Source organism: Pseudomonas sp. YuFO20 (genome assembly GCF_035064975.1).
GTDB lineage: Bacteria > Pseudomonadota > Gammaproteobacteria > Pseudomonadales > Pseudomonadaceae > Aquipseudomonas > Aquipseudomonas putida_AE.
The window spans coordinates 1-24,263 of sequence record NZ_JAXDEO010000043.1; the positions used below are offsets into that span (position 1 = coordinate 1).

Here is a 24,263-nt window from a genome sequence, read left to right on the forward strand (position 1 = left end):
CGAAGGTGCACAAATTCGCCGTTTCGAGAAGGGCGAAATCCTGCCAACAGTAAAAATCCAAAGGCACCACAGCCGCTTCTTGCTCGCCGACCGAGTGATCGTCGAAGAGGAAAATATCAAATGGATATTGTTCGGAGAAGCCTGAGTATTTCCTGATGGGCAGGGTGCAACTGGTAACACGCACGACTCACACCTTAGAAACAACACCGCCAATTCCGGCAACTAAAAAGGAGCAGCATAATGAGCAAGCATGAAGCAGACGATAAAATAACGTTCGAGATACATACGCCGGAAACAGAAGTGCCAGCGGGTAAAAGCGTACTTCACCTGGACGACGAAAATAACGTCCTTGGCGGTCAGGTTTATGGTCACGTCATCGAAAAAATTGAGGGCGGCATGAAAGTCACTCGTCCGGACGGGGCAACGATGGTCATGCGGCAGGGAAATGTGACCATCGAAAATATTGTCCCCAAATCAATAGGGATCAGGAACTTGTCCGAGATTGAATCATTCGCTGTGCGAACACAGGATCAGACACGTATTTATCGCGTAGATTTTTTTGGCGGAGGCCATGTCGAAGTCACCTATGCACAAGACGGCCAGGTTATGGAAGTCACCGGCCAAAACCTCATACATTCACTTTCCAAGGACAATGAGATTATCGTTAGCCAAGGTGATTCGGCCACTGGGCAGACGCATTGAATCAAGAGAAGCCTCGATAGATGCCGAACAGGCTAGCAAAAGATCAAAAGATCGCAGCCTGCGGCAGCTCCTACAGAGTGAATATCAGAAGGCGATTCCTTACACTTTTTGATGTTCACTCTGTAGGAGCGAAACTTGCCCGCGAACCCCGGTCCAAACAACTAGATACTCATCACCATCTGCCCACTATCAACACGCAACTCAACACCATTGATCGCCCGCGCCTCGTCGCTGGCCAGGAACAGCACGCTGGCCGCCACATCCTCGGGGCGGCACATGCGGTTCATCGGATCGCTGTCGATGGTCAGGCGGTTGGGGTCGACGCCTTCGGGGAAGCCGCCGCGGGTCATGTTGGTGAGTACGCCGTCGGGGTGCAGGGTGTTGCAGCGGATGCGGTATTTGCGCCGCCGGCACATCACCGCCACCGAACGCGACAACGCCGCCACTGCGCCCTTGGAGGCGCTGTAGGCGAGGTAATCGTCGCGCCCGGCCAGGGCTGCGATGGACGACAGGTTGATGATCGAGCCACCGCTGTCCTTCATCAACGCGATGCCTTCGCGGCAGCCCAGGAACACGCTGTCGGCGTTCACGCGCATTACTTTGTGCCAATCAGCCAGGCTGGTTTCCTCGATCGAGCCGGCGATCAGGATGCCGGCGTTGTTGACCAGGATATCCAGGCGACCGTAGTGCTCGCGCACATGGTCGATGACCTGACGCCACTGGTCTTCGCTGCTGACGTCGTGGCGGATGAAAGCGGCGGTTGGCCCGATTTCAGCGGCCAGGGCCTGGCCGGCCTCGACGTCCAGGTCGCTGATCAGCACCTGGGCACCTTCGGCCGCCAGCAGGCGCGCGCTGGCAGCGCCGATGCCCCTGGCGCCGCCGGTGACCAGCGCAACCTTGCTGTGAACACGCCCGTTCTTCCTGGTTTGCTCGAGGGTCATCATGGGGTCTCCTGTGCGAGGGTTGTTTGCGATTGCTGGCTGCGGGCACGGGCGACGGCGGCACCGGCTCGACGGCCGGAGAACACGCAGTCGGCCAGGGACAGGCCACTGATGTACAGGTGCGAAGGGATGCCCAGGGCACTGCGTCCGGCGGCGTATAATCCAGTGATGGCCTGGCCTTGCTGGTCGAGCACCGCGCCGCTGCGCTCATCCACGCGTAAGCCGCCCAAGGTCAGGGCGCCCAGGGGGAATACTGGATTGGTCACCGAGATATCACAGGCATAGAACGGTCCTTGTTCAAGCACCTGGCGCCCGCCTTCGGACTTGCCGAACGGCTCCGGCGCCTCGCCACGGGCGGCGGCGTTGGCCGCCAGCACCGAGTCGCGCAGCACGGCGGGGGCCATGGACGTTGCACTGGCCAGCTCGGTCAGGCTCTTGCCCTTGCGCACCTTGAACAGCATCAGCGCCAGGGCCGGAAAGCTCTGGAACCACCAGTAGCCGCCGAACAGCGCTTCGCGGATGGCTTTCTTGCGCAGCGGCGCATCCAGCACCAGCCACGCCTTGCCGCCCTGTTCTTCCATCAAGGGTTGGCCGAGGGTGGCGCCGTAGACTTCTTCGTTGCAGAAGCGCCGACCCTCGCGATTGACCACGATGCCTTTGTGCCAACTGTACGGCGGGTTGATAAAGCGCCACGCGGATACCCGCTCAAGCCCCGCACCCTGGCCACCGACACTGGTGCCCAGGCGCAAGCCACTGCCATCGCAGCCGGTGGCGCCGACCTTGAAGTTGCGCCGGAACTTCGGCGCGTGCTGTTCGAGTAGCTGGCGATTGAAGATGAAACCGCCGGTGCTGAGGATCACACCATCGCGCGCCCGTACCCGGCGTGGCTGGGCGAAGTCCCGTTCCAGCTGGCAAACCTTCTTGCGCAGTTTGTTGCAATAGCCAGGGGCGAAGTTCTGCAAGCGTTCGGCGCGGGCCGCCAGTCGTGCATGCAGCTGTGCTTCCTTGCTGCCTTCGGGCATGCACCAGAACTCGGCGCCCAGTACCCGCCCCTGGCGATCGGTCACCAGTCGTCGCGCCGCCGCCTGCAACAGCGTCTTCGCTCCGGCCTTCAGGCACGCGGCCTTGAGGTGGGCAAACAGCACTGCGCCGCCCTGCCCTTTGCCCACGGTGCGATGCCCTCGTGGTGCAGGCGGCAAGGGACCGCCGTGATCAGGCACCAATTCGTTACCCGAGTAATAGAGGAAGTAGCCGTCGGGCGGGTATGAGGTCTTGCCCCCGCCCGGTGGCATCTGGTGGGCGTAGGGTGCGCCGTGGCTTTCCAGCCATTGCAGGTTGCTCACGCTGTCTGTGCAGAAGCGCCAGAGGGTGTCATCGCCGACCACGCCCCGGGTTTCGTGCTTGAGGTAATCGAACATGGCTTCGGGGCTATCGTTGAAACCCGCTGCCTGTTGATGGCGTGTGCCACCACCGGCGTACACCACCCCGCCGCTCTTGGCGCTGGCGCCGCCGCCGGTGAAGCGGTCGGCGATCAACACGTCGGCGCCCTGGGCCCGGGCTTCCAGCGCGGCGCAGGCACCGGCCGCGCCCCAGCCGACGATCACCACGTCGCATTGTTGGTCCCACGTCACACTGTTGCCATCGGCCACTTGCAAGGGTGGCAGCACGTCGGTGCTGGGGAGGTTATCGGACATTGGCATAACCCCTCCTAACGCTGGCTGGCCAGGTGGTTGGCGGCGACATAACCGAAGGTCATCGCCGGTCCCAGGGTGCCGCCGGCGCCCGGATAGCTGGTGCCCATCACCGACGCCGAGCAGTTGCCGATGGCGTACAGGCCAGCGATGGTCGAACCGTCATCGCGTACCACCTGGGCATGTTCGTTGGTCAACAGGCCGCCCTTGGTGCCGATGTCCCCGGCGTCCAGGCGCATGGCGTAGTACGGGCCTTTTTTCAAGGGTGCCAGGCAAGGATTGGGCTTGATGTTGCAGTCGCCGTAATAGCGGTCGAAGACGTTGCCGCCACGGGCGAAGTCGAGGTCCACGCCGCTCTCGGCATAGCCGTTGACCTTGTTGACGGTGGCCTCCAGGCCAGCGCTGTCGATGCCGATCTGCCGGGCCAGGCCGACCAGGGTGTCAGCCTTCCAGTACAGATTGTTGAGCCACTCTTTGCGCAGGCGGCTGTCGGGCATGATCTGGCCCGGCATCAACGGACCCATGGCGTAGTTGAAGCGGAAATGCGCGTCGAAGATCACCCAGGCCGGCACCGACTTGCCGCCGGTTTTCTGGTTGTCCTGGTGCATGGCGTCGACGAATTCGAGGTACGGCGCCGCTTCGTTGACAAAGCGTTGGCCCAGGCCGTTGACCACGATGGCGCCGGGGAACGCACGTTCGGCGAAGATCCCCCGGGGTTTGTCTTCTCCCGGCACGGCAATGGTCGGTGCCCACCAGGCCCAATCCATCAACGCGGTGGCCGCGCCCTGGGCGATGCCGGCTTCCAGGGCCGCGCCTGTGTTATTGCCCGGCGGCGTCGCGCTCCAGGCCCTGCGGGTCGGCTTGGGCAGGTACTGGTCACGCAGGCCCTGGTTTTGCTCAAAGCCACCGGAGGCCAGGATCACCCCCAGGCGCGCCTGCAGTTGCAACTCGGCGCCGTCACGCCGCACGGTGACGCCGCTGACCCGACCGTTATCGGTGACCAGGCCGCAGAAATCGGTGTTAAGCCACAGCGGTACGTCGCGGTCCATCAGCGAGCGGCGCAACGAAGCCACCAGCGAACTGCCCAGGGATGCCCGGCGATCCATCTTGCTCTTGCGCCGCCATTTGAAGTCCAGCTTGTAGCGCAGCATCAGTTTCATGATCAAAAGGCGCCAGCCAAAACTGCGGGCCATGGCCTTGTGCGCATCGCGCGCGGTCCAGGCGATGCGCCCCATCAGCAGGGTTGAAGGTGACGGCTTGCGCAGGTTCGCCAGTTCATCACCCAACAGGCTGGTGTCGAACATCTCCGGGTCGAGGGTCCGCCCGCCGGGCAGCGCCCCCGGCAGGTGCGGATAATAATCTGGGTATTTCGCTGCCACCGCGTAGCGCACCCGGCTGATACGGGTGAGCTGTTCGATCATCTTCGGCGCATTGTCGAGGTAGGCACGCAGGCGCGTTTCATCGACATGTTCGCCTGCCGCGGCCTTGAGATAAGTCAGCGCCGTGGCGTAGCTGTCGTTGCCGCGCTGGCGAGCGAAGTAGTGGTTGTTGGGGATCCAGATACCGCCCCCGGAGATCGCCGAAGTGCCGCCGTACTGGTCGCTTTTCTCCAGCACCAGCACGCGCATTCCCTGGTCGGCGAGGAACACCGCCGAAGTCATCGCACCTGCGCCCGAACCAACGACGATCACGTCGTAGTGGGTCTGAGACTGAACTTGAGCCGTCATTGTTGTTATGCCATTAGCTGAGGTCAGGAAGAAACCGCCGACCACGCAGGGTGCGCTGGCGGAGTGCAGCCCCATGATCGGGGCTGCGGGGGGATGGGCTCATCGTCAAAGTGGACTAGGGGCCTGGTCGTACACACCCCCTGTCATTCCATGTGCTCACCCTGTAGCTGCCTTGCCAGCGAAGAGGTCGGCAAATCCAGCATCTCAATCGGCTGACATATCGCCTTCGCCGGCAAGCCGGCTCCTACAAGGGAACCCAATCCCGGCAACACCCAATCACACTGTAGGAGCTGGCTTGCCAGCGATGAGGCCGGCACAGCTAACATCTCCATCGCCTGACACGCCGCCATCATGAGCAGGCCCCCACAGGTATGGGATTAAAGAGCGGCGCGTCTGGCGGCCCACGGATGCGCCTGCTCCAGCTGGCTGGCCAGGCGCAGCAGTACGTCTTCGCCGCCTAAACGCGCGGTGAACATCATGCCCACCGGCAGGCCGTTGTCGCTCTGGCCCAAAGGTAGCGAGATGGCCGGCTGGCCGCTGACGTTGGCCAGCACGGTGAAGCCGGCGCTGCCCATGGCATTGTGGGCGTAGCTGTCCCAGGGCTGGTCGAGGGACAGCAGGCCGAGCTTGGGCGTGAGGCTGCCGGTGACCGGCGACAGGATCACGTCGTAGCGTTCGAAGTGCTGCTCCATGGTCGCGCCGATGTTCTCGAACGATTGGCGGGCGCGGTACAGGTCCTCGCCGCTGGTGCCCTTGGAACGCTCCAGGTTGACCAGGGTGATCTTCTCCAGATCCTGCGCCGTGGCTGCGCGGCCGAGCACCTGTTCACGGTCGTGGATCAGGGTTCGCACCGCCGTCCCGATCACCGTGCCGTGGGCGCCGAACAACTGGCGAGGATCGACCCCGAGGGTCAACTCGTCGATCTCGTGCCCAAGGGCGAGCAGTTGCTTGATGGTCTGTTCCAGGGTGGCGGCAATCGCCGGTTCCAGCGGCGCACCGGTCAGCGATTGGCGCACCACGGCTACCCGCAACTTGCCCGGTTCGCGCTGCAGCTCTTGCACATAAGGTCGTACCAAGGGTGGGCTCCAATAGGCACTTCCCGCTTCATGGCCTTGCCCGACATCGAGGAACAGCGCGGTATCGCGGACCGTGCGCGAGACCACGTTACCCACGCTGGCGCCAAACCAGCCTTCGAAATGCAGCGGTCCGCTGGGGGTGCGATAGCGACTGGGCTTAAGCCCGACCAGGCCGCAATACGAAGCCGGAATGCGGATCGAGCCGCCGCCATCGGTGGCGTGGGCCACGGGCACGATCCCCGCTGCCACCGCCGCCGCCGCGCCACCGGAGGAGCCGCCCGCACTCATGGCCAGGTTCCAGGGGTTATGGGTCTGGCCCCAGGCCAGGGATTCGGTGGTGGTGGTCAGGCCGAACTCGGGGCATGTGGTCTTGCCGAACGGCACCGCGCCGGCCTGTTCATACCGGCTGATCAGGGTACTGGTGCGGGTGGCGGGCGGTGAGTCCTTGAACATCCGGCTTCCGTTGCTGGTGACGGTCCCTTGCAGCGAGGTATTGAGGTCCTTGATCAGCAGTGGCACGCCGGCCAGGGCGCCCTGGTTTAAGGTGCCGGCCGCGCGGCGCTGGGCAAGCATGGCGCGTGCGTAGGCTTCATGCAGCATGTTCACCGCATTGACCCGGGGGTTGACCTCGTTGTAACGGGCCAGTGTCGCCGCCAGCAGGTCCTCGGCACTCAGCTCGCCACTGCGGATCGCCTGGCTCATCGCCCAGGCGTCCATGGCCTGGTAGTCGCTGGCCGAAAGCCCCGCCGCGCGGGCGTCGGCAAACCGCCCAAGAAGGCCGACGCCGACCGCCACGGCACCGGCCTTGAGCACGCTGCGGCGCGGCCAGCCAGTGGCGGAGTTGAGTGGTGCGTTTTCGTGGTTATCCATTGTAGTGATCGCGCCCTGTTTGTGGGTTATTAGAGTGTTCAGGTCTTACGCCCTGTGGGATCGAGCCTGCTCGCGAAAGCGATGGATCAGTCAACATTGATGTTGATTATGCTGGCCTCTTCGCGAGCAGGCTCGCTCCCACAGTGAATGCAGTGTCTGCTCATGCAACATTGAATCGTGCCGACAACTGATCCAGTGCCCGCGCCAGTTGCTCCAGGTCCGCGGCGGCCACCGCGCTGCGCCCGGCATTGGCCGACAGCGCACCGGTGCCGCTGGAAACGCTCTCGACCCTGGCGACCATTTCCCGAGTGACCCGCACCTGTTCGGTGATCACCGTGGCGATGGTGTCCACGCTGCGGATCACATCATCGGTGCCGCTGCGAATCTGCGCCACCGAATCGCCGGCCTCATGGGCCAGGTTGACGCCGTCACGCACCCGGCTGACCACCCGCCCCATGCCGTCGACCACCGCCAGCGTGCCTTCCTGGATGCGCTGCACGGTGAGATCGATTTCGCCAATCGAGCTGGCGGTGCGTTGGGCCAACAGGCGAACTTCGTCGGCGACCACGGCAAACCCGCGCCCCGCCTCCCCTGCCCGCGCGGCCTCGATGGCGGCGTTCAACGCCAGCAGGTTGGTTTGCTCGGCAATGCTGCGAATAACCTTGAGCACGTGGCTGATCTCCCCGGAGAACCCTTCCAGCTGGCGAATGTGCACGGCAGTGTCACTGATCACGTCGCTGATGCGGTTCATCTCCTGGGCCATGTCGCGAATAAATTCCTCGCTCTTGCCCGAGCGCCGCGCCGAATGCTGGGTGATGTCGCGAGACACGCCGACATGGTTTTCCACTTCGCTGATCGACCCCGAGAGGTCCTCCACCGCCCGGGAAATCCCGTGCACCGCGTCCGCCTGTTGCTGGGTGGCCGTAGAAGCCGACTCCGCCGACTCAGCCATGTGCGCCGCTTCGTGACTGACCCGCTGCACCAGCTCGCGCATCTGTGAAATGAGCCCGTGCAGGCCGTCACGCATCAGCGCAATGTCGCGCAGCATCAGCGCGAACTCGTCGCCGCCCTTGATCTCGATTGGTTGCACCAGATCGCCACTGGCGATGGCCCGCACGCAGGCACCGGCCTGGGCAAAGGCACGCTTGAGCCGACGCAGCGTGGAAAACGCGGTGAGGCTGCCCACCAGGCCGCCTACCACCGCCAGTGCCAGGTAAGCCAGCAACGTCGAACGATAGCGGTACTGCGCCGCCTCGTAGGCCTGCGCAGCGCGCAGCTTCTGCAAGGCCTGCAGCTTGCTCAGCTCAGCCACGGCGGCATTGCCCCGGGGCTCGGCCATGCGCAGAAAGGACAGAATGTCCGGCAGGCGAAAATCGCCGACGCGAAAGGATTCCAGAAGGATGCCCAACTCGTCCTGCCATGCCCGGTAATGCTGGTCGAACGCATCAGCCGCCTGCTGCTCTTCGCCACTCAATGAGCGTTGGCGATAGCTCGCCCAAATCTTCGCCAGTGCCACATTGTTACTCTCGATGGCACTCAGGGTGGCTTCCACCGGACGGTCAAACGCCGCCACCAGCGAGCCTTCCGGGTCTTGCTGGATCGCCAGCAGAACCTGGCGACGACTTTCACCGAGGCGATGTTCGATGTCACCAAACAGCAACAAGGTCGCCAGGTTGTCCTCGTTGATGGCCCGCAGGCTGTCGCGCGCCTGCTGCAAACCGTAGGCGCCGAATAGTACCGCCAGGGCAAACAACAAGGTGGCCAACAGCGCCCAGAGCCACAGGCGCTGGGCGATCGTAATTGCCTTGAACATGATCAATGGCCTGTCCCCTGGAGCGGATGGGGCGCAAGGTACCCCAGCCTGGAATTAGTCGCGAGTGACCCCGGCCAGCATCGCCGCCAGAAAGTGCTCGCCATAGGGCGGCAACAGGCCCCATTCCCGGCGCGGGTCGTGGGCCGAGGCCTTGAACACCGTGCGCAGGTGACTGAATTCGAGAAAGCCTTCGCGGCCATGGTAATGGCCCATGCCCGAGGCACCGATACCACCGAACGGCGCATCGTGCAGGGCGGCATGCATCATCACATCGTTGATCGTGACCCCGCCGGACAGGGTGTGCTCGAGCACATGACGTTGCTCCTGTGCATCCTCGCCGAAGTAGTACAGCGCCAACGGACGTGGCCCTGCGTTGATTTGTGCGATGACCTGATCGAGCTCGTCATAACCCAGCACGACCATGGCCGGGCCAAAGATTTCCTCGTGCATGATCAGGCTGTCCTGGGCCGGATCCACCACCACCCGCAGCGGACGACGCCGATCCTGGGGATCCACCGCGAGGGGTTCGGGCAGGCACTCGATGCGCGCACCGCGCGATTGCGCATCCTCGACCAGGCCCTCGACCCGCTCCAGATGGCGCTGGTTGACCACTGCCACCACATCCGGGTTGCCGGCTACCGTCGGGATGAGATCGCGATAAGCGCCGCGCAATGCATCGAGGAAAGACTCGAGGCGGGCCTTGGGCACAAACACCAGGTCCGGGGTGATACAGATCTGTCCGCCATTACCGGCCTTGCCTGCGGCGATGCTGAAGGCGGCCTTGTTCAGGTCGGCGCTGGACGAGACGATCACCGGCGACTTGCCACCCAGCTCCAGGGTCACCGGCACCAGGTTTTTCGCGGCATTGCCCATTACCCGCCGGCCAATCGCCGTGCTGCCGGTAAACACCAGATGATCAAAAGGCTGGCTGCTGAACGCCTCGCCCAACTCCGGGCCGCCATTGACCACGGTCACCACCAGCGGGTCGAGGTGTTCGGCGCACAGGCGCGCCACCAGTTCAGCGGTGCGCGGCACCACTTCCGACGGTTTGAGGATGGCCCGGTTGCCCGCTGCCAGCGCCGAGGCCAGAGGACTGAACAAGGTGTACAGCGGGGCGTTCCAGGTGCCGAGGATGCCCACCGTGCCTTTGGGTTGGTGCATGACCCAGGCCCTGGCGCCGAGCTGGTCATAGGGGGCAAACATTTCCCGCGGCTCGTCCTGCATCCACCCTTGCAGATGATCGCGGGCATATTTGAGCGAAGCCAGTGAACCCAGCACGTCATTCATCAGGGAAAAGCCGGCGGGCCGTCCGCCAAAGTCCTGGTCGATCGCCGTGGTCAATGCCCCGTGGTTGTCGACCAGCAGGTCGATCACTTGCTGCAGGCGCTGGCGGCGGGTGTCGACGCTGACACTGCCGGCGCCGGCAAAGGCTTCTTTCTGGCGCGCAAGCAGGCTGGAAAGGTCGTCCGAAGACGTGGCTGAACTCATTGTTATCCCCTTGCAGGTTGGCTCGATGGCCGGTGAGCGCCCGATGCGCCTGGCGCCACCCTAGCCTCGCACACGCCTGCGCCGCCTCGTCCAATCGGACGAGGCGGTGCATTAGCGTTAGTCCGTTGAGACGATGTTCAAGGCCTGCAAACGTCCAATACTGGCCATACGAAAACCTCCACCCCATGAGGCCAGTCATGGCAATGCAAAATATCAGCTTCGATCCCCAGGCATTTCGCGCCGCGCTCGGCACGTTCACCACCGGGGTCACGATCATCACCACCCAGACCGAAGACGGCTCGCCCGTGGGCATCACCGCCAACAGTTTCAACTCGGTGTCGCTCAACCCGCCGCTGGTGCTCTGGAGCCTGTCCAAGCAAGCGCGCAGCCTGCCGATCTTCAGCAGCGGCAAGCACTGGAACGTGCACGTGCTGTCCACGGAGCAGGAGACCCTGTCGGGACGATTCGCCACCCAGGGCGAGGACAAGTTCGCCGAGATCCAACTTGACAATGGCATCAGCGAGGCACCGTTGCTGCAGGATTGTACGGCGCGCTTCCAGTGCCGCACCGCGTTCCAGTACGAAGGTGGCGACCATGTGATTTTCGTCGGCGAAGTACTCGCCTTCGATCACAGCGACCGCGCGCCGCTGGCGTTCCAGAGCGGCCAATATGCCCTGGCCACGCGCAAGCCCCGCAGCGAACTGCGCCTGGCGACCACGCCGCCACCGCCCGAGTGCAGCTACACAGAGGACTTGCTCGGCTACCTGCTGGGGCGCGGCCATTACCAGGCGCTCAATGCCCTGCGCCAACTGCTGAACAGCCAGCAGCTGGACGAACAGACGTTCTTCGTCCTGTCGATCCTGTGTATCCGCGACAACATGACGCTGGAGGAGATCAACACCTTCGTCACCTACACCGGCCGCGAAGTGACGCTGGCCAGCATGCGTTTTCTCGAGCGCCAGCGCCTGGTGGCCTTCGAAGGGCCGGCACAAGCGCCGCGTTTTGTCCTCACCGCCCAGGGCCGCGAAGTTTCGTTGCATCAGCTGGCGCTGGCCAAGGCCGTGGAAGAAGACCTGTCGGCCAAGCTCGGCGCCGCCGATGCCCAAGCCTTGAAGGTGTTGCTCAAGCGCCTGATTCACGTGAGCGACCCGGGCCTGCCTGACCTGTGGGCGCCGCGATGACCGCTCGCGCAAGTACGCTGCCGGCCGCCACGGTCGGCTGGGGCAGCCATGGCCTGCTGTTGCTGCTGGCCATGGTGTTTGCCGACAACTTTGTCGGGCGCCAGATACTCGCGGTCATGGTCGAACCGATCAAGGCCGAATTCGGCGTCAGCGACACGGCCATCGGCTTGATCTCTGGCTTGGCGTTCGCGGCCGTCTATGCACTCATGGGCCTGCCGGCCGGGCGGCTGGTGGACCGCATGCCGCGTATCCGCCTGCTGGCCATGTCCTGCCTGCTCTGGGCCGTGGCTACCATGGCGTGCGGGCTGGCGGGCAGCTTCCTGGCGCTGGCCGTTGCGCGAATGCTGGTGGCCATCAGCGAATCGCCGACCACTTCGGCCTCGCTTTCGTTGATCGCCGACCTGTATCCGGCCCATCGTCGCTCCTTCGCCATCAGTTGTTTTACCGCGGCGCCGACCTTTTCCTCGATCATCGGTTTGAGTATCGGTGCCTGGGTGGTCGAGCACTATGGCTGGCGCACGGCGTTCATTGCCCTGGGCATGCCGGCCCTGGTGTTTTGCACCCTCCTGGCGTTTTTCGTGCGCGAGCCGCAGCGTGGCCGCTGGGACCTCACGCCACACACCCACACAGCGCCCGCGCTGCTTGGCATGGGCGCCGAAGCCCGCAAGCTCTGGGCATTGCCGGCCTACCGCTGCCTGATTCTCGCGGGCGGCCTGACCACGCTCAGCTCCTATGCCATTGCCATGTGGAACACCAGTTTCCTGGTGCGCTCCCACGGCTTGTCACTGCAACACGCCGGCTTGCTGGCGGGGGTGATCTGCGGGACCTCGGCCGGGATCGGTGGTCTGTTCAGTGGCTGGTTGAGCGACCGCCTGTGCCGTCGCGATCCCCATTGGCAGGTGTCCATTCCCGTAGTGGGCCACCTCGCGGCCACCTGCGCCCTGGTCCCCTATCTACTGTGGTCCGACTCCGTGCTGGTGCATCTGGGCGACGTGCCGATCCCAGACGCCATGCTCTGGTGTGCGCTGTATTCCTTCTTTGCGGTGTGGTGGGTCGCGCCCTCCTACAACCTCGTCACGCAACTGGTGCCAGCGGGTAGGCGCGGTACCGCCATGGCGCTGCAAACCATCGTCAGCACGCTGCTCGGTATTGGCGTCGGCCCCTTGTTGACCGGCTTGTGCAGCGACATGTTGCTACCGCTGTTTGGCCAGGAGTCATTGCGCTATGCATTGCTGCTGGTGAACCTTCCGGTAATTTGTGCGGTGCTGCTGCTGATGCGCACGGCGCACCATGCTCGCGCAACAGGCTATCGCCACGCGGGATAATTTTTCCAGTTGACGGGACATCCATGCCAACCACCAGCGCATCAGCCAATCCAATACACAGCGCCCGCGATCGACTGCTGGACGCGGCACTCGAACTCTTCGCCACCCACGGCTATCAGGCCATCGGCTTGCGCGACCTGGCGAGCTACCTGGGGTTGCATGCCGGGTCGCTCTACCACCACATCGAAAACAAGCAGGCCTTGTTGTTCGAACTCATCGAGTCGGCCTTGTCGGACCTGCTGCTGGACACGCTGCGGCGAATGAAAGGCGCACGCAACGCTCGTGCACGTCTGTGGCTATTCATCCAGGCTTTCGTCGCTTTCAACTGTAATGAAAAATACAGACTGACGCTGGTCACCCGTGAGTTCACCAACCTGAACGAAGAACAGAAGAAGCAGGTGATCCAGCTGAAAAACCGCTACGCCGCTCTCTTGAACGCCATCAACACTGACAGCTACGGCGAGAAAGGCGCGGCCTGTGCAGACATCTGCCCGACCACCAGTGCTGTCATTGCCATGCTGTTTGGCCAGTCGCAGTGGTATACCCTCGAGACCAGCGAAGCACAGCTGACAGAAACACTGACAGAGGTAGTGGCGTGCATTATCGCCAACAACCAGAAGACCAAAACACCTGCGACGCGGCCAATAACGCGAGGCGCTGTCAATTTTCCCCACCCACCGCCTGATTCGCTTTATCCTTGACGCAAATCGATGACAAGCCTGTAGAGGGCTATTGACTGTTCCCCCATGCGCAAACTTTTGTACCTGACGTTCTCCATGGCGCTTGTCGCCGCCCTTACGACCTACGCAATGTGGGCCGCGGATCGCCCGACGGGGCTGTACCTCTCGGATCTGCGGATCGATGTCGCCGTCGACCAGGGCACGCCCGCTGACCGCGGCAATTTGCTGGGCATCCAGCCCGAACTGTTTCCCACCGACTACCAAAGCCCCGAACGCTTGCACCGCAAACTCGCCGCCTACTTGCAGAAGGCCCGGGACCAGGGGCTGTTGAATGAAAAAACCATCGTCGTATTGCCCGAACATGTCGGCACCTGGCTGATGGTCAGCGGCGAAAAGGACGAGTTGTACCAGGCCGGCACGTTCAAGGAAGCCATGAACTGGCTGGCCGTGAGCAACCCGCTGAAGTTCGTCCGCGCGCTGATTGGCGCCGAGGGCGAGAGCCGTATCGACGACGCGCACCTGCGCATGAAAGCCAAAGGCATGGCCAAGGATTACCAGGCGTTGTTCGGCGGACTGGCCAAGGAGTTTGACGTCACCCTGGTGGCCGGCTCCATCGTGCTGCCCGAACCCAGTGTCGTCGACGGCACGTTGAAAATCGGCCGTGGCGCGTTGTTCAACAGCAGCGTGGTGTTCGGCCGCGATGGCCTGCCCATCGGCCAACCCCAGCGCCAGATGTATCCGGTGTTCGAACAGCAGGAGGCGATCAAGGCCAACGGCGAACACAGGCTCAATGTCGTCGACACCCCGGCCGGGCGCCTGGGCGTGCTGATCGGCAGCGACAGCTGGTACCCGGACAACTACCGCAAACTCGATACTCAACAGGTACAGCTGGTTGCTGTCCCGGCGTTTGTCTCCGGTCGCGGTACCTGGGACCAGCCGTGGCGTGGCTACAAGGACTCATCGACACCCGCCTCCGTCAGCCTCAAGGCCGGGGAAGTCAGTGAAGGCCAGGCCTGGCAGCGCCTGAACCTGAGCACTCAAGCACCCGCCAGCCAGGCCATCGCCGGCATCAATGTATTCCTGCGTGGACAGTTCTGGGATCAGGGCAGCGCCGGGCAGAGTTTTCTCAGCAGCAACGGCCGGCATTTCGCCGACGGCAAGGCCCGCGGTGCGCGTCTGCTGAATCTTTGGCTGTAGGCCATGAAACCCACCCCCATGCGCCTGGGTGATCTGTCGGTGGGTTTTGTTCACAGCCTGGCCGACGCCGTGCGCAGCCACGGCACAGACCCGCAACCACTGCTCGAGCAATACGGCCTGGATGCGGCCCGGTTGAGTGAAGCCGGTGCCCGTCTCTCGATCCCGCGCTACATGCGCCTGGGCCACGCGGCCATCCAGTTGACCGGCAACCCGGCGCTCGGCTTGCAGATGGGCCTGCTCAGTCGCCTGAGCCAGGCCGGCCTTGCCGGCGTGACTGCCGCCCAGGCGCCGACGGTGCGCGAGGCGGCGCGCTGCCTGATTCGATTCGAAGCCTTGTATGGCTCCAACTATCGCGGTCAATCGAGCTTTCACGAAGATGCCCAGGGTGCCTGGTTGCGCTTCTATTCCATCAGCCCCTACAACAGCTACAACCGCTTCGTGGTGGATTCGATCATCTGTGGCTGGTTGCAGCAATTGTCCAGCGTCAGCCCTGCCCCGCTGCGCGCCGAACGCATCGACATCGAGTTCGAGGATCCCGGTTACCGCGCGGCCTACGAGGTGCTGGGCGACTGCCCGATCCAGTTTGGCGCCGAGCACAATCAACTGCGCCTGAGCCTGGCCAGCCTTGCCCAGCGCAACCCCGAGCATTGCCCGAGCACCTGGCGCCACTTGTTGAAGTTGTGTGAGCGAGAGCTGGAGCAGCTGACACGCACCCGCAGCCTGGGTGAACGCATCACTCAATTGCTGGGGCCGTTGCTCAATGGTGGCCGGGAACCCGACCTGGAAGAAGTGGCGGCACGCCTGAAGCTGCCGGTCTGGACCTTGCGCCGCAAGCTCGCCGAAGAAGGCACGCAGTTTCGTGCGATCCTCAACGACACCCGTCGCGACCTGGCCATGACCTACATCCGCGATACCGAACTGGCGTTCGGCGAAATCGCCTATCTGCTGGGCTTTGCCTCAGCCGAAGCCTTTCAACGCGCCTTCAAGCGCTGGACCGCCCAGACGCCCGGCGAGTTTCGCCGTAGTCGCAGAGAGACAGCCATCAGCAGCAAGCTTTAAGCTGAACGTTAAAGCTCGGTCGCGTCTTCGGCGGGTTCCAGTGGGTCCAGTTCAAACGCCTGATACTCGAGCAGTTCTTCTTGATAATCGTCCATTTTCGAATCCCCCACAGCTCATGAAAAAACGTCTGAATAAATGACCAGCGCCTTGAGCCTAAAGTGCCCGCGTGAAAGAAAAATGACGCGGACACGACAGTTCGTCGCTTACAGATAAAACGTAGCAGGCGGGAGGGAATTTATCACAGGATTTTTTTGCTGCAGGCCGCAGGACGACGGTCTGTTTGACGCGGGTCAATCTTTGTAGCGGTAACGGGGCCGGCGCGAAGTCGCCTGGCCCCGTGGCGCAATCACTGGCCAGTGACGGGCATGGCCTGGATCGGCTCCGCAGGTGGTGCCATGTCGCTCGGGTTGGCGGGTGGCGTGATGCTTTCCGTGGAAGGCGTTGGCTCAGCGTTTGGGGACGAGGAAATCGGTGCGGCCTCAGGCGGCGGCGCAACCGGCTCGGAAGCGGCTGGAGCGACTTCAGGGGCCTTGGCGGCTTCTGGCGCCGGGGCAGGCTCTGGCGCAGATTCCGGTGCCAACGGCGCTGGCGCCGGTGCCGGTGCCGGCTTCGGCTCGGGCACGCCCAGGTCGGTTTTCGGCTTGTCGGGGATGTGCGCCGCGGCTTTCACTTCCTTGGGCAGGAACAGCTCGACCAGGGCGAAGAAACGCTCGTAGAACTTGGCCGAGGTGACGGTTTCGCTCGCGACCTTGACCATCGAATCGTCCGACGAGCCGATCGGCATCGACACCGAGCCCAGCACGCCGACACCGAGGCTGGCCGAGTTGTTGGTTTTCTTCAGCGCGTACTTGTCCTGCAGGGCGTTGGCGAACACGGTGGCATGGTGCTCCGTCGTGCCGTCTTCGGTGCAGACCACGCTGAAACTGATTTCCATGTGGTTTTCGCCGGTCTGCTGGAAGCTCTTGTGTCCACTGACCAGCTTCGGATCACTGCTGGTGATGATATAGCCCTGGCTCAGCAAGGCTCGACGAGCCGCTTCACAGGAGGCCGAATCGGTCACCGGATAGTTGCGGGAAAAGGTTCCGGAATCATCGAAGTTCTCATGCTCGTAGATGGCGGCTTTCTTCGACGAACAACCGGCAGCAGCAGCCAGCACCAAGGCCAGCCCGACAACCCGCATGGGAATTGATTTAAACATTGAACATCCTGAGAGAAACGGTTCGGGGCGTATTGTGCAACAGATCGATGCTTAGCGGCGTACCGATTGTGTCTTAAAACAGTTACAGGGGTGTTGACCCGATGGTCGGGAGAAAATTACCCCGCCTCGTGCAATACAGGCGAAAAAAAACCCCGGCCTAACGGCCGGGGTCTTCATATCACGCGGACTGAGATCAGAAACGCTTGATCTCGGCCTGGCTTTCCAGCTGCTTGCGGTAAGCCGCGAAGTCTTGCTGGCCAACGCGCGAAGCGAGGAAGCGACGGTATTGAGCCTTCTCTTCTTCGGTCGGCGTTGCGGCCTCGTTCACACCGTTCAGACGCACGATCATCAGGCTGCCATCAGGCAAGGTGACGCTGCTGAAAGTCGGCTTGTCCTTGGCGGCAGGCTTGGGCATGCGGAACAGCGCCTGCAGCACAGCCGGGTCAACGCCTTCCTGAGCGCGGGTCGCAGCTTCGGTAACCTTCCAGCTCTGACCGTCGATCGGCTTGTCCAGAGGGGTCTTGCCATCACGCAGGCTGGCAATCAGCTCGTCAGCACGGGTCTTGGCGGCAGCAATGGCATGCTCCTTGGCCAATTGCATGCGGATCGGACCTTCCACCTTTTCCAGTGGCAGTTGTTCAGGCTTGAGGTGTTCCTTGGCACGCAACACGATCACGGTGTCGGGGTCGAGCTCGATGGCGGTGCTGTTGGCACTCTCATCCAGTACTTCCGGGCTGAACGCTGCGGTGATCACGGCACGGTTGGCCGCAATGCCTTCGCCACCTTCACGGCCGAATGGCGCGGAAGTATGAACGGTCAGCTTCAAGTCCTGCGCAGGCTGGACCAGATCGGAGGCTTCGAACGCGGCGTCTTCCAGTTGCTTGGTCGCTTCGACGAAACGCTGCTCGACCTGCTGGGCCTTCAATTCGCGGGTCAGCTTGTCTTTCAGGCTGGCCAACGTCGGCACTTCAGGCGCTTCCACGCCCAACAGCTTGATCAGGTGGAAACCGAAGTCGGTGCGAACCGGCTCGGAAACCTGGTCCTGGGCCAACGCATACAGGGCTTTCTCGAACGCCGGGTCATAGACGCCAGGACCTGCGTAGCCCAGGTCGCCGCCGTTGTTCGCCGAACCCGGGTCCTGGGAGAATTCCTTGGCCAGGGCGTCGAACTGCTCACCCTTGTCCAGGCGGGCCTTGATCTCTTCGATCTTGGCCTTGGCCTGCGCTTCGGTGGTCTTGTCGTTCACTTCGACCAGAATGTGCGCAGCCCGGCGTTGCTCGGACAGGTTCGCGGTTTCTTTCTGATACGCCGCTTGCAGGTCTTCGTCCTTGACGCTGACCTGATCAAAGAAGGAAGCCTTCTTCAACTCCAGGTAATCGATGACCACCTGATCCGGCGTCATGAATTCCTTGGCGTGCTCGTCGTAGTAGGCCTTGACCTCTTCGTCGGTCAGCTTCACGGTCGACGGGTCGACCTTGATGTTCAGGGAAGCGAAATCGCGGGTCTGTTTTTCCAGACGGGCGAAGGCCAGGACCTGGGCATCGGTGACGAAACCGCTACCCGCCACACCGGCGCGCAGTTGCCCGATCAGCATTTCCTGAGCCAGCATCTGGCGGAACTGCATGCGGCTGTAGCCGAGCTGACGAATCACCTGGTCGAAACGCTCAGCGCTGAACTTGCCATCCACCTGGAATTCAGGTGTTTGCAGGATGACCTGGTCCAGCGCCGCTTCGGAGAAAGCGAATTTGGAGTTTTCTGCGCCTTGCAGCAGCAGTTTGCGGTCGATCAGGCCTTTGAGGGCCGATTCGCGCAGCATTTTTTCGTCGAGCAAAGAGGCGTCGAAATCCTTGCCCAGCTGTTGCATGAGTTGACGGCGTTGCATATCGACCGCCTGGCTCAGCTCGTTCTGGCTGATTTCTTCACCATTGACCTTCGCCGCTTCGTTCTTGCTCGTCGTGGCCTGGAAAATGGCGTCGAAACCGGTCAAGGCCATCAGTGCAACGATGACCCCGATAATGGTCTTGGCAATCCAGCCTTGTGAATTGTCCCTGATATTTTGCAGCATGCGTCCCCCATAAACGGTTGAACTTCAAAATTAGGCAACCGTGGAGCGTGGGTAGAATCCGGATAGAAGAAAGGCGCATCCGAGGATGCGCCTTCTCGTAACTGGCGGAGCGGACCGATGACTCGTCTTGACAAGCCTCGGCGTCTCGGACCGGCGAACTGCCGACTGGACTACCGCTCCGCTGCCAGGTCAGGCTTGACCCCGACCCGGATAGGCAAAAACCTGAATGGAACTTAGTTGACAGCTTCTTTCAGTGCTTTACCGGCTTTGAAACCTGGTTTTTTGGCAGCTGCGATTTCCAGCGTCTTACCGGTCTGTGGGTTACGACCGATGCGAGCTGGACGATCAGTTACGGAGAAGGTACCGAAACCAACCAGAACCACGGAGTCGCCAGCCTTGAGAGCGCCAGTGACGGATTCGATTACAGCGTCCAGCGCACGGCCAGCAGCAGCTTTCGGGATATCAGCGGATGCAGCGATAGCATCAATCAGTTCCGACTTGTTCACTCTAAGTCCCCTTATATCTATTTGAGTATGATTCTAAGTTTTTTTGGTGAAAGCAAAAACGAGTGCTGAATGGCCTACAGACACTTAAGAGCCGCTTTATAACAAGGGCTCTAAAAAGCTGTCAAGGAAGCCCCCCAGGCAAATACGTACTAATGCGTGCTAATTCTTTCCTTAGAATCTGCGTCACGTTTCTCATCCTTCGCGACTATCTCCGGAGCCACATCCGGTAAGGGCTCCGGGGCGTATTGCAGCGCAATTTGCAGGACCTCGTCAATCCATTTAACTGGTTTAATCTGAAGATCTTGCTTGATATTGTCCGGAATTTCCTTCAAATCGCGAACATTCTCTTCAGGAATGATCACGGTCTTGATTCCGCCACGATGCGCGGCCAGCAGTTTTTCCTTCAAGCCGCCAATCGCCAATACCTGGCCACGCAGGGTAATTTCACCCGTCATGGCAACATCTGCACGAACGGGGATGCCGGTCAGTGCCGAGACCAATGCCGTGCACATGCCCACGCCGGCGCTAGGGCCGTCTTTCGGGGTCGCGCCTTCCGGCATGTGGATGTGCGTGTCGCGCTTCTCGTGGAAGTCCAGGGGAATGCCCAGGCTCTTGGCCCGGCTGCGCACAACGGTCAGGGCTGCGGTGATCGATTCGACCATCACGTCACCCAGGGAACCGGTCTTGATCAGCTGGCCTTTACCCGGGACGACAGCGGCTTCGATGGTCAGCAACTCACCCCCCACCTGAGTCCACGCCAGGCCGGTCACCTGACCGATCTGGTCCTGTTGCTCTGCCAGGCCGTAGCGGAATTTACGCACGCCCAGGAAGTGTTCCAGATCATCCGCAGTGACCTTCACAGAGAAGCGTTTTTCCAGCGCATGCTCTTTGACCGCCTTGCGGCAGACCTTGGCAATCTGGCGCTCCAGGCCCCGTACACCGGCTTCGCGGGTGTAGTAGCGGATGATGTCGCGGATCGCTTCGGCGTCGAATTCCAGCTCGCCTTTCTTCAGGCCGTTGGCCGTGATCTGCTTGGGCGAGAGGTACTTGACGGCGATGTTGATCTTCTCGTCTTCGGTGTAACCCGGCAGACGAATCACTTCCATCCGGTCCAGCAGCGCCGGTGGAATGTTCATGGAGTTGGAGGTGCACAGGAACATCACATCGGACAGGTCGTAATCGACTTCCAGATAGTGATCGTTGAAGTTGTGGTTCTGCTCCGGATCGAGCACTTCCAGCAACGCCGACGCCGGATCGCCACGCATGTCGCTGCCCATCTTGTCGATTTCATCGAGCAGGAACAGCGGGTTGCGCACACCCACCTTTGTCATCTTTTGAATCAATCTTCCAGGCATCGAACCGATGTAAGTACGGCGATGACCACGAATTTCCGCTTCATCGCGCACGCCGCCGAGGGCCATGCGCACGAATTTACGGTTGGTGGCGTGGGCAATGGACTCCGCCAGCGAGGTTTTACCCACCCCGGGAGGACCTACCAGGCACAACACCGGACCACGAATCTTCTTCACGCGCTTCTGCACGGCGAGGTATTCGAGAATGCGTTCCTTGACCTCTTCGAGGCCGTAGTGATCGGCGTCGAGAATGTCTTCTGCGCGAGCCAGGTCAAGGCGCACTTTACTCTGGGCCTTCCACGGCACCTGGACCAGCCAGTCGATGTAGGAACGCACCACAGTCGCTTCGGCGGACATCGGCGACATCTGCTTGAGCTTGTTCAGCTCGGCCGTCGCCTTGGCCAGCGCGTCTTTCGGCAGGCCGGCGGCATCGATGCGCTTTTTCAGCTCTTCGACTTCGTTGTGCCCTTCGTCGCTGTCACCGAGCTCTTTCTGAATGGCCTTCATCTGCTCATTCAGGTAGTACTCGCGCTGACTGCGCTCCATTTGCTTTTTGACACGACCGCGGATGCGTTTTTCGACCTGCAGCAGGTCGATCTCGGCATCCAGCAAGGCCAGCACGTGCTCCACACGGGCCGACAAATCGATGATTTCGAGAATTTCCTGCTTCTGCTCGATCTTCAGCGCCATGTGCGCGGCCATGGTGTCGACCAGGCGGCCTGGCTCATCGATGCTGTTGAGCGACGACAGGACTTCAGCCGGGACTTTCTTGCCCAACTGCACATATTGTTCGAACTGCGACAGCAGGCTGCGCACGAACACTTCCGACTCGCGCTCAGGCGCATCGACCTCGTCGATCAACGACACTTCGGCGCGGCAGTGGCCGTCCACTTCGCTGAAGCGCTCCACGGCGCCACGCTGCTCGCCTTCGACCAGAACCTTGACCGTGCCGTCAGGCAGCTTGAGCAGCTGCAGAACGGTCGCAATCGTACCTACGCGATAAAGTGCGTCTTCGCCGGGATCGTCGTCAGCAGGGTTTCTCTGGGCCAGCAGAAGGATCTGCTTGTCGCCCGTCATCGCTGCCTCGAGGGCTTCGATGGATTTCTCGCGCCCCACGAACAGCGGGATAACCATGTGCGGATAAACCACGACATCACGCAATGGCAGGAGAGGCAATTCGATGGTTGTCTTCATGATTTCGCCTCTACGGCGGCCATAAGGCCGGAAACAGATGGATGTAAGCTTGAAACCAAGATGGGGGCTGCCTTGAAAAAAAACAAGCACAAAGACAGTGTTAAAAAGTGCAAAAAGCAAAGGGGCCCGAAGGCCCCTTCTTTGTACCGGCTGCGTGACGCTTAGGCGTCTGGCGCGGCCTTGGCAGCAGGCTCACTGTTTTCATAGATATACAGCGGCTTGGACTTGCCTTCTATAACGCTTTCGTCGATCACCACTTTACTCACCTCGGACTGCGAGGGGATTTCATACATGGTGTCGAGCAGTACACCTTCGAGAATCGAACGCAGGCCACGGGCACCGGTCTTGCGTTCCAGGGCACGTTTTGCGACCGATTTCAGTGCATCGGCACGGAATTCCAGGTCTACGCCTTCCATCTCGAACAACTTGGCGTATTGCTTGGTCAGTGCGTTTTTCGGCTCGGTGAGGATCTGCATCAACGCAGCCTCATCAAGCTCGTCCAGCGTGGCCAGGACCGGCAGACGACCGACGAATTCCGGGATCAGACCGAACTTGACCAGATCGTCAGGCTCGACTTCACGCAGGGACTCACCGACTTTCTTGCCTTCTTCCTTGCTGCGCACTTCTGCACCGAAACCGATGCCGCCTTTGGTGGAACGGTTTTGAATAACCTTTTCCAGACCAGAGAACGCACCACCGCAGATGAACAGAATGTTACGGGTGTCGACCTGAAGGAATTCCTGCTGCGGATGCTTGCGACCACCTTGAGGTGGAACGGAAGCGACCGTGCCTTCGATCAACTTGAGCAGGGCCTGCTGCACGCCTTCACCGGAAACGTCCCGGGTGATCGACGGGTTGTCGGATTTGCGCGAGATCTTGTCGATCTCATCGATGTAGACAATGCCCATCTGGGCTTTTTCCACGTCGTAATCGCACTTCTGCAACAGCTTCTGAATGATGTTCTCGACATCTTCACCCACGTAACCCGCCTCGGTGAGGGTGGTTGCGTCGGCAATGGTGAACGGAACGTTCAGCAAGCGGGCCAGTGTTTCGGCAAGCAGGGTTTTACCCGAGCCTGTCGGGCCGATCAGCAAAATGTTGCTCTTGCCGAGCTCGACGTCGTCGCTCTTCTTGTCACGCTGGTTAAGACGCTTGTAGTGGTTGTACACCGCTACGGCCAGAACCTTTTTCGCACGCTCCTGACCAATCACATACTGATCAAGGATGCCGCTGATTTCTTTAGGCGAAGGCAATTTATGCGCGCTGCTCTCGGCCTGGGCTTCCTGCACCTCCTCACGGATGATGTCATTGCACAGGTCGACGCACTCGTCGCAGATAAAGACCGAGGGGCCGGCAATCAATTTGCGCACTTCATGCTGGCTTTTGCCACAGAAGGAGCAATAGAGCAGCTTGCCGTTGTCCTCGCCGTTGCGGGTGTCAGTCATTCGTTCGATCCAAATCCGATAGGCTTGCAACACAAGATGAAGGCTATTGCGGGCTTTTTCAAGCCCGCTGGTGATCGGACCCGCCGACCACCCCTATTTTGAGCTGCTTATTTTACGCGGGGCGCTGGTTGATCACTTCATCGATCAAACCGTATTCCTTCGCAGCTTCTGCACTCATGAAGTTGTCGCGGTTGGTGTCGCGCTCGATTTCTTCCAGAGTACGCCCGCTGTGCTTGGCCATCAGCGTGTTCAGACGCTCGCGGATGAAGAGGATTTCCTTGGCATGGATTTCGATATCCGATGCCTGGCCCTGGAAACCGCCCAGTGGCTGGTGAATCATCACACGCGAGTTCGGCAGGCAGTAACGCTTGCCTTTGGCACCGGCCGTCAGCAGGAACGCGCCCATGCTGCACGCCTGACCGATACAGGTGGTCGACACGTTGGGTTTGATGAACTGCATGGTGTCGTAGATCGACATACCCGCCGTCACCGAACCGCCCGGGGAATTGATATAGAGATGGATGTCCTTGTCCGGGTTTTCCGCTTCAAGGAACAGCAGTTGCGCACAGATCAGGTTGGCCATGTAGTCCTCTACCGGACCCACCAGGAAGATCACTCGCTCCTTGAGAAGACGCGAGTAGATGTCGTAGGCGCGCTCGCCACGAGCGGACTGCTCGACAACCATCGGGACCAGGCCGCCTGCGGCCTGGATATCAGAGTTCTGCTGAATATACGAATTACGGAACATGCTCT

The 24,263-nt window shown here is 61.4% G+C and carries 18 protein-coding genes; 6 read left to right on the plus strand and 12 right to left on the minus strand.

What is annotated here, in order from left to right; genetic code table 11:
• Window positions 1-240: 240 nt before the first annotated feature.
• Window positions 241-702, plus strand: coding sequence for a hypothetical protein (locus SOP85_RS22090; RefSeq protein ID WP_323628241.1), 462 nt, complete (start codon window positions 241-243; stop codon window positions 700-702).
• A gap of 161 nt (window positions 703-863) precedes the next feature.
• Here the strand turns inward: SOP85_RS22090 and SOP85_RS22095 are convergent, their stop codons facing one another.
• The 6 genes from SOP85_RS22095 to SOP85_RS22120 form a co-directional block, all read right to left on the minus strand.
• Entirely contained in the window at window positions 864-1,646 is a 783-nt protein-coding gene (locus tag SOP85_RS22095; RefSeq protein ID WP_274074644.1) for an SDR family oxidoreductase, read from the minus strand.
• Window positions 1,643-3,343, minus strand: coding sequence for an FAD-binding protein (locus SOP85_RS22100; RefSeq protein ID WP_274074643.1), 1,701 nt, complete (start codon window positions 3,341-3,343; stop codon window positions 1,643-1,645). The genes SOP85_RS22095 and SOP85_RS22100 overlap by 4 nt, the downstream gene beginning before the upstream one ends.
• Window positions 3,344-3,351: 8 nt before the next feature.
• Complete coding sequence (locus SOP85_RS22105) at window positions 3,352-5,061, minus strand: FAD-binding protein (RefSeq protein WP_323628242.1); 1,710 nt, start codon at window positions 5,059-5,061, stop codon at window positions 3,352-3,354.
• 377 nt (window positions 5,062-5,438) lie between these two features.
• Complete coding sequence (locus SOP85_RS22110) at window positions 5,439-7,007, minus strand: amidase (protein WP_274074641.1); 1,569 nt, start codon at window positions 7,005-7,007, stop codon at window positions 5,439-5,441.
• 160 nt (window positions 7,008-7,167) lie between these two features.
• A complete protein-coding gene (locus SOP85_RS22115) occupies window positions 7,168-8,820 on the minus strand; it encodes a methyl-accepting chemotaxis protein (protein WP_323628243.1) in 1,653 nt (550 codons plus the stop codon).
• 54 nt (window positions 8,821-8,874) lie between these two features.
• Window positions 8,875-10,308 carry a coniferyl aldehyde dehydrogenase gene (locus SOP85_RS22120; RefSeq protein WP_323628245.1) on the minus strand — a complete coding sequence of 478 codons (1,434 nt, stop codon included), beginning with the start codon at window positions 10,306-10,308 and terminating at the stop codon, window positions 8,875-8,877.
• Window positions 10,309-10,505: 197 nt separating this feature from the next.
• On the opposite strand from SOP85_RS22120, the gene SOP85_RS22125 reads away from it, so the two are divergent.
• From SOP85_RS22125 to SOP85_RS22145, 5 genes are read left to right on the plus strand one after another with little or no spacing between them, the layout of a single operon-like run.
• Window positions 10,506-11,489, plus strand: coding sequence for a flavin reductase family protein (locus SOP85_RS22125; protein WP_274074638.1), 984 nt, complete (start codon window positions 10,506-10,508; stop codon window positions 11,487-11,489).
• Window positions 11,486-12,814 carry a spinster family MFS transporter gene (locus tag SOP85_RS22130; RefSeq protein ID WP_274074637.1) on the plus strand — a complete coding sequence of 443 codons (1,329 nt, stop codon included), beginning with the start codon at window positions 11,486-11,488 and terminating at the stop codon, window positions 12,812-12,814. The genes SOP85_RS22125 and SOP85_RS22130 overlap by 4 nt, the downstream gene beginning before the upstream one ends.
• Window positions 12,815-12,837: 23 nt before the next feature.
• Window positions 12,838-13,515: a TetR/AcrR family transcriptional regulator gene (locus tag SOP85_RS22135; RefSeq protein ID WP_323628247.1), complete on the plus strand. Its 678-nt coding sequence runs from the start codon at window positions 12,838-12,840 to the stop codon at window positions 13,513-13,515.
• Between the two features lie 45 nt (window positions 13,516-13,560).
• A complete protein-coding gene (locus tag SOP85_RS22140; protein WP_274074635.1) occupies window positions 13,561-14,691 on the plus strand; it encodes a carbon-nitrogen hydrolase family protein in 1,131 nt (376 codons plus the stop codon).
• A gap of 3 nt (window positions 14,692-14,694) precedes the next feature.
• A complete protein-coding gene (locus SOP85_RS22145) occupies window positions 14,695-15,750 on the plus strand; it encodes an AraC family transcriptional regulator (protein ID WP_274074634.1) in 1,056 nt (351 codons plus the stop codon).
• A gap of 346 nt (window positions 15,751-16,096) precedes the next feature.
• On the opposite strand, the gene SOP85_RS22150 is transcribed toward SOP85_RS22145, so the two are convergent.
• The 6 genes from SOP85_RS22150 to clpP form a co-directional block, all read right to left on the minus strand.
• The gene (locus SOP85_RS22150; RefSeq protein ID WP_323628249.1) at window positions 16,097-16,948 is read right to left on the minus strand and encodes a DUF2242 domain-containing protein; all 852 of its coding nucleotides are present in this window, start codon (window positions 16,946-16,948) and stop codon (window positions 16,097-16,099) included.
• Between the two features lie 193 nt (window positions 16,949-17,141).
• Entirely contained in the window at window positions 17,142-19,013 is a 1,872-nt protein-coding gene (locus tag SOP85_RS22155) for a SurA N-terminal domain-containing protein (RefSeq protein WP_274074632.1), read from the minus strand.
• Window positions 19,014-19,246: 233 nt separating this feature from the next.
• Window positions 19,247-19,519 carry an HU family DNA-binding protein gene (locus tag SOP85_RS22160; protein ID WP_002552737.1) on the minus strand — a complete coding sequence of 91 codons (273 nt, stop codon included), beginning with the start codon at window positions 19,517-19,519 and terminating at the stop codon, window positions 19,247-19,249.
• A 149-nt stretch (window positions 19,520-19,668) separates the two neighbouring features.
• Window positions 19,669-22,065: an endopeptidase La gene (lon, locus tag SOP85_RS22165; protein ID WP_046817997.1), complete on the minus strand. Its 2,397-nt coding sequence runs from the start codon at window positions 22,063-22,065 to the stop codon at window positions 19,669-19,671.
• Between the two features lie 161 nt (window positions 22,066-22,226).
• Window positions 22,227-23,510 carry an ATP-dependent Clp protease ATP-binding subunit ClpX gene (gene clpX / locus SOP85_RS22170; protein WP_046817996.1) on the minus strand — a complete coding sequence of 428 codons (1,284 nt, stop codon included), beginning with the start codon at window positions 23,508-23,510 and terminating at the stop codon, window positions 22,227-22,229.
• A 112-nt stretch (window positions 23,511-23,622) separates the two neighbouring features.
• Window positions 23,623-24,258: an ATP-dependent Clp endopeptidase proteolytic subunit ClpP gene (gene clpP / locus SOP85_RS22175; protein WP_274074631.1), complete on the minus strand. Its 636-nt coding sequence runs from the start codon at window positions 24,256-24,258 to the stop codon at window positions 23,623-23,625.
• Between the last annotated feature and the right edge of the window lie 5 nt (window positions 24,259-24,263).